Here is a 9,562-nt window from a genome sequence, read left to right on the forward strand (position 1 = left end):
CGTATGCTCAACTGACTTAAGTCTATATGTTCAAATTTTCAATTTGAACAGGTAAACAAAAAGCAAAACTTTCGTTTTGCTTAATTATAATCATCTTCAATCGTAGAATCGACATCCTCTTCTAATTCTTCTGTTTCTTCTTCATCAGCATAAATATCATTCATATCAATATGAACATCACTAAATTTATGACGACTTCTTAAATCCCAGGCATTTTCACCAACCGTGATAAAACGTCCGTCTAAGGTAATATTAGTATAAAACAAAGATTCTTTATCTTCTTTTTGTTCGTCATCAAATTTCTTCATTTGACATACTTCTTCCCATAATTTGAAAAAATTAACTGCTGATTTCTTTTTAGACATTAATTCATATGCTACATCAACCATAGACATATTATAATATTTATCCATACTATCCATTCTTGATTATCCTCCTACATCTTTTCTGGGGCACTAACACCGATTAAATTTAAAGCATTAGCCATTGTAATTCTTGTAGCTTCAACTAAAGCTAATCTTTGTCCACTTAATTCAAGATTATCTTCATCGATTACATAACATTCATTATAAAAACTATGGAATAATTGTGCAAGTCTTTGAACATAATTTGTAATTTTGTGAGGCGTACGATTGATCGCACTATCAATAATTACGTTTCTAAACTCATTAATATGCTTTACTAATTCAATTTCTTTAGGATTAACTAATAAATCATACTTATCACTATAATCAATGTTTGCTTTAGCAGCCTGTGCTTTAATCGAACACATTCTAGCATGAGCGTATTGAGCATAATAAACTGGATTTTCATTAGACTTTGATTTAGCAAGTCCAATATCAAAATCAAATGGTGTATTAGCAGCTTTAGAAACAAAGAAATAACGTGTAGCATCAACACCAATTTCTTCGATTAAGTCTTTAATAGTAACAGCATTTCCAGTTCGTTTTGACATTTTTACTGGTTCACCATTATTCATCATTCTAACCATTTGAATAATATCAATATTTAACTGGTCAGCATTATAACCTAAAGCTTGAATAGCTGCTTTCATTCGATTAATATAACCATGATGATCAGCCCCTAATAAATCAACTAAATATTCGTATCCACGATCTAATTTATTTAGATGATAAGCAATATCAGGCGTCAAATATGTATACGATCCATCACTTTTAATTAAGACCCGGTCTTTATCATCACCAAATTCAGTTGATTTGAACCATAAAGCCCCTTCTTCTTCATATGTATAACCAGCAGCTTTTAATTTTTCAATTGTTGGTACGACCCGATCATTTTCATATAATGATGTTTCAGAAAACCAAACATCAAACGACACTCTAAATTCATTTAAAATATCTTTAATCTTTTGTAATTCATATTCTGTTCCTTTATTTCTAAAGAAAACAATTGCTTTACCTTCATCCATTTCAAGATATTTATCACCATCGATCTCTTTGATCTTTGTTGCAATATCAATAATATCTTTACCATGATAACCATCTTCAGGCATTGTAACATCTTGCCCAAATGCTTGTTTATAACGAGCGTATAGAGATAACGCTAAATTATGAATTTGATTCCCTGCATCATTAATATAATATTCACGAGTCACATCATAGCCAGCAGCACTCATAATTCGGCAGATACTATCACCCACTGCTGCCCCTTTAGCATGTCCTAGATGTAAATCGCCAGTTGGATTAGCTGAAACAAATTCAACATTATATTTAGTTCCTTGACCATATGTTGTGGTACCATATGCTTCTTTTTCTTCTAAAACTTCTTTAATGATTGATGTCATTGCATCTTTTGCCAAGAATAGGTTAATAAATCCCGGTCCCGCAATCTCTACTTTTTCAATATTGGCATTTTCTTTATCTAAAGCCTCAATAATTGCCTCAGCAATTTGGCGAGGATTTCTCTTTAATAATTTTGTTAGCTGCATTGCTAGATTAGTTGAATAATCCCCATGTGATTTATCTTTAGGAATTTCAATTGTAATACTTTCTTGATCATATTCTTCAACAAATCCACACGCTATTATTGCTTGTTTAAGCGCCCCTTTTAAAGTCGCTTCAATTTTATTAATTGCCATCATTGCCCTCCTATCTTCTAATCACTATATCTTAATTAAATTACCATTAAACCCTCATGAAGTCAATGTTTTTATAACAATGGTGCAAATAATCTTAAGATTGCTTCTAGCCACCCTCTAAAGCGCCCTTTAACGACATCTTCAGGGGTCATTTCCTTACTCACAGCGATCGTTTTCAAGAAGTCCTCTTTAATATCTTTAATTGCTGGAACATCATACATATAGACTCCACATTCAAAGTGCAGATAAAGACTGCGATAATCCAAATTAATTGTTCCAACAGTAGCAATTTTATCATCACAAACAAAGTTCTTAGCATGAATAAACCCAGGAGTATACTCGTAAATTCGTACTCCGCCATTTACAAGTGGTTCATAGTAAGAGCGTGTTACTTTAAAGACCATTTTTTTGTCTGGAATTCCAGGTGTGATGATCCTTACATCTACTCCCCGGCGAACAGCTAAACACAAAGCATTTTTAATTTCATCATTAATGATTAAATAGGGCGTATCAATATAAATATATTTTTGTGCTTGATTAATCATATTTAAATAAACGTTTTTCCCCACCGGCTTATTATCCAATGGTGAATCGCCGTATGGTAAAATATACCCATTTGGACTTATTTCGGGACATATATAATGACGAGGATGATATTTATCATAATCTTCAAATGTATTTAATGATGCATTCCACGTTGTTAGGAACATCAGTGTTAAATTCCATACAGCCTCACCCTTGATCATTACCCCCGTATCTTTCCAATGTCCATATTTCACTTTAGCATTAATATACTCATCAGCCAGATTAAAACCACCACTAAAACCAACATTTCCATCAATCACCGTAATTTTACGATGATCACGGGTATTCATTACTGCCGAAATAAATGGAACAAAATGATTAAATGCTATACACTTGATTCCATAACTTTCCAATTTTTGATAATAACGAAATGGCAGCATTGTCAAAGAGCCCATATCATCATACATAAACCGTACTTCCACACCCTCTTTAACCTTTTGCTTTAATATCGTTAAGACTGTATTAAACATCTCACCTTCTTCAACAATAAAATATTCCATAAAAATAAAATGTTTTGCTTTAGCTAATTCTTTCAACAAATCTGGATATGTATCATCACCTAAAGGGTAATATTTAATCTCACTATTATTATAAATAGGAAAATTTTCTTGAACTAAATAATTAGCTTGTCCTTTTGCAATCAAATCCTCAATTTGTTCAACCATCTTATTTGGATAAATAAATGGTCTAATAGCTTCTTCTTGATTAGCAAAGGCTTCTTGAAGCTTTTTAGCTGGCTTTTTATTACCAAAAACAACATACAACAAACCACCAAAAACCGGAAAAGATAAGATGGGAATTAACCAAATAATCTTATAACTGGGGTCATCATCGTCATTGTTGATAATATATAAAGTTACGATCACACTTAAAAAAATAAAAACTCCTTTTAATAAGGTCGCATCAGTAAAAATATAGCGCATAAATAAAGCTAGCCATAATATCTGAACACATATTAAAATAATCGATACAACGATCCGGTTTGATAAAAACTTTAGTATTTTCATCTTAGTTCTCCAATATTAAATAATTGAGCATGACATATACTTGACTAATCAAATTAGTTCCATCATATAATTCATACTTTATTTTCACATTATCCCCGTTATCATAACTAATTAATCTAGTTTTTAAAGCAATTGCTCCATATGGAGTTTCATATTGATTTAAAATATCACGATCTCTTACTAAATGCAAAACACTAGCCCCATTATGAAGTTTAACTTCATTTTCACTTAATTCAATTTTTATTTTATTTTCATCTTGATAACTGACTACAATTTTATCATCACCTATCTCCAGATGACCAGAACCATCATATTTAACAGTTTCTTGATGTTCTTCATATTTAAAAATACTTCGATAATTTACTTTAATTATTTTTTTCATTCTATCACCGTGCATATTATAACACAAATCCGTCAAGAATACTTTTGGTGATATGATGAAAAAATTAGTAAAAATATTTGTAACTATTTTAGCAAGTTTAGCCGGCATACTTCTATCACTATATGTTATTGCATATTGCATGGGGGAACCGGATCTAAACAAGAATCGTTATTTAAAATTATACGATGATAATCAAGAAATTTATTATCAGTCGATCAACGACTATACCGGTCATTATGTAACTTTAAATAATGTTAGTAATTATTTTAAAGAAAGTATTGTAGCTATTGAAGATCAACGCTTTTATGACCATCGGGGTTTTGATCCAATTGGAATCATGAGAGCCCTCAAAGTAAACTTCACAAATCAAAAAAAATCTCAAGGAGCGAGTACGATAACTCAGCAATATGCACGCTTATTGTACTTAACTAACGAAAAATCCTGGTCGCGAAAAATTAAAGAAGCTTTTTTGACAATGCAGTTAGAAACACGTTTATCAAAAGATGAAATTCTCGAGGGATATATTAATAACGTTTATTTTGGTCATGGAATTTATGGTATTGAAAATGCTGCACAATATTTTTATGGTAAAAGTGCTAAAGAACTAGATTTAAATGAAAGCAGTATGTTGGCTGGAGTAGTTAATGGCCCAACCTATTACTCACCCTTAAATGATGCTAAAGCAGCTCGAAAACGACAGTCAATCGTTTTAAACGCTCTAATCGACTGTAAGGAAATTACCGTAACTCAAAAACAGCAGGTTCTTGATAGCGATCTTAATCTTGCTGAAACGCATAAAGTAGATGATAATATGGCTAATAATTACTATAAAGATACCGTTATTGATGAACTCGAAGAACTTGGTTACTACAACAATACATATTTGAATCAAGGTTTAAATGTGTATACAAGTTTTAATCAAGATTACCAAAAAGTAGTGGAAAAAAGTGCTAGTGAATATACTAAGGATAGTAAAGTCGAAACCTCGAGTATCGTTGTTGAACCATATACCAGTAAAATCCTTGCTATTATCGGCGGTAAAGACTATGCCAGCTCACAATTCAATCGTGCCACTCAAGCTAATCGACAAATCGGCAGTACAATCAAACCTTTGTTATACTACCTGGCGCTAGAAAACGGTTTCACTCCGGCAACCACATTTTTATGTGAACCTACTACCTTTAAACTTGACGATAACAGCACTTACAGTCCTAGTAATTTTAACGATAAATATGCATATAAAGATGTTACGTTAGCTCAAGCTATTGCTGTATCTGATAATATTTTCGCCGTTAAAACACATCTATTTTTAGGAACTGATAACTTAGCTTCATTAATCAAAAAATTTGGAATCAAGGACGTCAAAGCAAATGCCTCACTGGCACTTGGGACTTTAAATACAAACATATATAATCTTGCCAATATGTATAATTGTCTCGCTAGTGAAGGAAAATACAATCATCTCTATACAATTGAAAAAATTACTAATGATGATGGTAAAGTCCTTTACCAGCACGAACAAGAAGATAAACAATTGCTGGAGCAAGATAGTTGTTTAGAATTATCACAGCTATTAACATCTACATTTAATAGTACATTTAGTACCTATCTTCAAGCAACAATGGCTTCTTATCAACTTGATAATATCAACGCCTGTAAAACTGGTAGTACCGATGTTGATAACCTGGCTGTAGCTTATAATCCACAAGTCCTGGTTGCCAGCTGGGTCGGCTACGATGACAATCGTAAAATGGAAACAGCTGATGACAAAACTGTTGCTAAAAAAACCGTTATCGATGTTTTAAACTATACCAATGAAAACAAAGATGTTACATGGTATCAGCCAACCGAAGACCTACAGCAGATTGCAATCAATCCACTAACCGGTGATTTTGATGAAAATGGTACAGTCTATTGGTTTAAAAAAGACTAATCCCGAAGTTTACACTTCGGGATAGAAAATCTTATGATCATTTTTATTTTTCTTAGAATTTACAATTGCCCCAACAATTTCTGATACTTCTGGTAAAAACCGGAGTTCTTCATCAATTAATATTTCAATTTCACTGAGTTCTTCAGTATTTCCATAATAACGATAGGGAACTTGGCTTTGATCATCACTTACAACATAATAACGAGGATCATAGCCTTTTTTTTCATAAAATGATTCAGCTAATTGTTTTTCATGTTGATCGAGCAGATCATGATAAATAAACAATCGTCGATCTAAAAAGCGTGTACATAAATCTTTCAAAATCTCGTCATTGCCTTCTTTTAAGACTGTAAAATAATAAAAAACGATCCCCTCATCTAATTTAGTATAATCATTTTCATCGACATGTCCATCAAGAAACGGCTTTAAATAACGAATATCTCCAAAATCATAACCAGCTGCATAAAGATCTTTCATTCTCCTAAAAATACTAATTAATACCTGTTCATAACTCCGGGCTGTGGGGTGATAATAAACTTGCCAATACATATGATATCTGGCTAAAATATAATTCTCGATTGCTTGTACACCAGAATTCTTAAAAACGATCTTTCCATCACAAACAGCCATCACTCGTAAAATTCGGGATAAATCGAATTGCCCATAAGTAGTACCACTAAAATAAGAATCTCTAAGTAAATAATCCATCCGATCAGCATCAAGTTGACTCGAAACCATCTGTACTAAAATTTTATTAGGATGTGTTTTTTCAATAACACTACTTACTCTATGTGAAAAACCATGATCAAATTTTTCTAAAAGATCATGTACTTCGGTCTTTCCGTTAATAATTTTAATTGTATATGCTTCGTGGTTTAAATCAAAGGCATCTTCAAAACAATGCGAAAATGGACCATGACCAATATCATGGAGTAAAGCTGCACACATTACTGTTAACTTATCATAATCATTTAAATAGGCTCCGATTGCACTATTAAAAATCATTTTTCGAGCAATAAAGTAAACCCCTAAAGAATGACAAAAACGCGAATGTTCCGCACTTTGATAGACCTGATGCGTCCCGCCTAATTGCTTGATTCTCCGAAGTCGCTGCATTTCATGACTATTGATTAAATCTAATATCAATGGTTGATCTACATGAATATAATTATGTACTGCATCACGAAAAACCTTACTATCTGTTAATTTCGTCTGTTCTAATCGATATGCCGCTTGATTCATCAGTCTTCCTCCTCGTATTCCTCAAAACGATATGTTTATTCTACATTTGGGTACTTCTTTATATCAACTTTTGATAAAAACATTTCTAAAGGACGAATAAATGTTTTTTATCATCATACATAGCTTGATAAATAACAACTTCCTCCAATGTTTCACTATCTAACCCAATATTCATAACATAATATAGTTTGCCTTTGAAATGTCGATATAAATGTCGAGTCTTTAATTTTCGTTCCACGTTCTCACCACTTTTTCTATTTTCATTATAATACATCTTAAAAGTTTATGCTATAATTGAGTCTAGGAGGTATGACATATGTACATTAAAATCAATGAAGCAACAAACTATATTAAGACCCAATATCATGGAAAAATTGATTTAGCAATCATTCTCGGTTCAGGTCTAGGCCCACTTGCAGATGAAATTGAAAATCCTATCGAATTAGATTATCGCGATATCCCCCATTTCCCGATTTCTAATCTCATTGGACATGCCGGCAAGTTAATTATCGGTACATTAGAAAATAAAACAGTAATTGCCATGAAAGGACGTTTTCATTATTATGAAGGCAATGACATGGATATTGTTACACTGCCAATTCGTGTATTTAAAAGACTGGGAATTGATAATTTAATTTTAACTAATGCTTGCGGAGGAATCCGTGAAGATTTAAATCCTGGACAAATTATGCTGATTAAAGATCATATTGGTTTATTTGCCCCAAGCCCACTACGTGGTCCTAATCTCGATGAATTCGGCCCTCGTTTTAAAGATATGAGTGAAGTCTATAATCGAAAATTAGGAAAACTTGCTCATCAAGTTGCCGATGACAATAATATTAGTTTAAAAGATGGTGTCTATGCTTTTTTTAAAGGCCCAATGTATGAAACACCAGCAGAAATATTAGCATATAGAGCCTTAGGTGCTGATGCAGTGGGAATGTCCACTGTACCAGAAGCCATTGTTGCTCGTCACTGTGATATGAAAACTCTGGGAATTTCGTTGATCACTAATAAAGCCGCAGGACTTTCAAACCAAGAATTAAATCACCAAGAAGTTGTAGAAGCGGCTAATAAAGCAGAAAAAGACCTAGTTACTTTAGTAAAAGGCATTATAAAAAATTGGTAAACTAAAAGCATCATACTAAACTGACCCTATAGAAAACACATTTATCGTGTTTACTCTATAGGGAACAATTTAAAGATGCTTTTTTATTTTATTTGCACAGTATTTAATTTTCGATTAACTTCACTAATGTCTTTATCATCCATAGCCCGAAGATACTTAATTGGTTGATTGGAATCATAAACATCTATTTGATCGACCCCTAATAACCTATCTCCATCTTCACCGTAAATATATCCTTGTCCTGCTAAATCAATGTTTGATTCATCAAAAACAGAAACAAGCTCATATTTGTTTGGATCCTTAAAAACATCATAGTATCTAACTACTGCTTTCACGACAACTGCCTTACCAACCTTTTGATCATTTACCCTAATATGATTTCCTTGATAAAAATATACTCCCTCCAGACGATATCCATCCATAGCCTTAACTTGCTGCTGTGCAAAATTTGCCGCCCATTCCTTATCATATGCTATTTTTTCTTGACAGGCTGTCATTATAAAAAGAAATAGTAATAAACAAATAAATTTCTTTAATTGTTGCATTATCCTCTCCTCCACAAGCTATTATATCATAAAAATATTTTTTTATTTTAAATAATCTTTATATTATCTAAGTTCTAATGATATTTACAAAATCTATAAAAATAATACAAATCCTAATAAATACTAGTCATTTAACCGATTAACGGACTAATCGTAAAGCTCATTATTTTTAATAAACCATGAAAAAATTTCAAGTCTTGAAAAAAAACACACGCTAGAATGCGGGTTTCAAGCTGTTTGTTACTAATTTGTTACTAATTTAGTATATTTTATATTGTTTCTTCAGGCTAAAAATTATCCTCCAAATACCTCTCTATCATATAATAAAAATGTCTGGAGTTTAGAGAGTTCCAGACATGAGGGAGGATTAAAAAAGTTTAGTATTAACGGTTTGTGTTTATGTATATTTTTATAATAAATCCATCCCCTAATATCGATAATAGCACAAAAAAATAAAAATTAAATATTTAATCAATAATTAGACTTTAGATTACATCATAAGTAACTTTAATACACAAAATATTTATAATAAGAATGAGGTGTTAAATACGAACTTAAAAGAAAGAAAATTACAAGAAGCTAAAATAAAATTAACAGCATTAGAAGAAAAACTGAAACTTTTAGAAATATCTGACATACCA

General features: G+C 31.9%; 9 protein-coding genes. 2 read left to right on the forward strand and 7 right to left on the reverse strand.

Translation table 11 applies throughout. The annotated features are described in order from the left end of the window. Positions 1-80: 80 nt before the first annotated feature. The 4 genes from rpoE to KSU54_RS17940 all read right to left on the reverse strand — a co-directional run bounded on the left by rpoE (position 81) and on the right by KSU54_RS17940 (position 4,072). Complete coding sequence (gene rpoE / locus KSU54_RS17925; RefSeq protein WP_003539051.1) at positions 81-422, reverse strand: DNA-directed RNA polymerase subunit delta; 342 nt, start codon at positions 420-422, stop codon at positions 81-83. A 14-nt stretch (positions 423-436) separates the two neighbouring features. Then, positions 437-2,098, reverse strand: coding sequence for an arginine--tRNA ligase (gene argS / locus KSU54_RS17930; protein ID WP_117792445.1), 1,662 nt, complete (start codon positions 2,096-2,098; stop codon positions 437-439). 71 nt (positions 2,099-2,169) lie between these two features. Continuing rightward, entirely contained in the window at positions 2,170-3,690 is a 1,521-nt protein-coding gene (gene cls / locus KSU54_RS17935) for a cardiolipin synthase (protein ID WP_003539054.1), read from the reverse strand. Position 3,691: 1 nt separating this feature from the next. Further along, positions 3,692-4,072, reverse strand: a complete 381-nt coding sequence (locus tag KSU54_RS17940) for a DUF1934 domain-containing protein (protein WP_224209058.1) — start codon at positions 4,070-4,072, stop codon at positions 3,692-3,694. Between the two features lie 55 nt (positions 4,073-4,127). Between KSU54_RS17940 and KSU54_RS17945 the strand changes: the two genes are divergently transcribed. Continuing rightward, positions 4,128-6,005: a transglycosylase domain-containing protein gene (locus KSU54_RS17945; protein ID WP_039884522.1), complete on the forward strand. Its 1,878-nt coding sequence runs from the start codon at positions 4,128-4,130 to the stop codon at positions 6,003-6,005. A 9-nt stretch (positions 6,006-6,014) separates the two neighbouring features. Here KSU54_RS17945 and KSU54_RS17950 read toward each other — a convergent pair whose 3' ends face one another. Both KSU54_RS17950 and KSU54_RS17955 read right to left on the reverse strand, forming a co-directional pair. Beyond that, the gene (locus KSU54_RS17950) at positions 6,015-7,247 is read right to left on the reverse strand and encodes an HD domain-containing protein (protein WP_003539060.1); all 1,233 of its coding nucleotides are present in this window, start codon (positions 7,245-7,247) and stop codon (positions 6,015-6,017) included. A gap of 85 nt (positions 7,248-7,332) precedes the next feature. Continuing rightward, positions 7,333-7,485, reverse strand: coding sequence for a DUF1653 domain-containing protein (locus tag KSU54_RS17955; protein ID WP_224209057.1), 153 nt, complete (start codon positions 7,483-7,485; stop codon positions 7,333-7,335). Between the two features lie 78 nt (positions 7,486-7,563). On the opposite strand from KSU54_RS17955, the gene KSU54_RS17960 reads away from it, so the two are divergent. Next, on the forward strand, positions 7,564-8,376 hold the full coding sequence (locus KSU54_RS17960; RefSeq protein WP_003539066.1) for a purine-nucleoside phosphorylase: 813 nt from the start codon (positions 7,564-7,566) through the stop codon (positions 8,374-8,376). Positions 8,377-8,459: 83 nt separating this feature from the next. Here KSU54_RS17960 and KSU54_RS17965 read toward each other — a convergent pair whose 3' ends face one another. Beyond that, positions 8,460-8,921 (reverse strand): hypothetical protein, encoded by a 462-nt coding sequence (locus tag KSU54_RS17965; protein WP_003539068.1) that lies wholly within the window; start codon positions 8,919-8,921, stop codon positions 8,460-8,462. Between the last annotated feature and the right edge of the window lie 641 nt (positions 8,922-9,562).

The sequence above is a fragment of the Erysipelatoclostridium sp. MSK.23.31 genome, from assembly GCF_019125875.1.
GTDB lineage: Bacteria > Bacillota_I > Bacilli_A > Erysipelotrichales > Coprobacillaceae > Thomasclavelia > Thomasclavelia ramosa.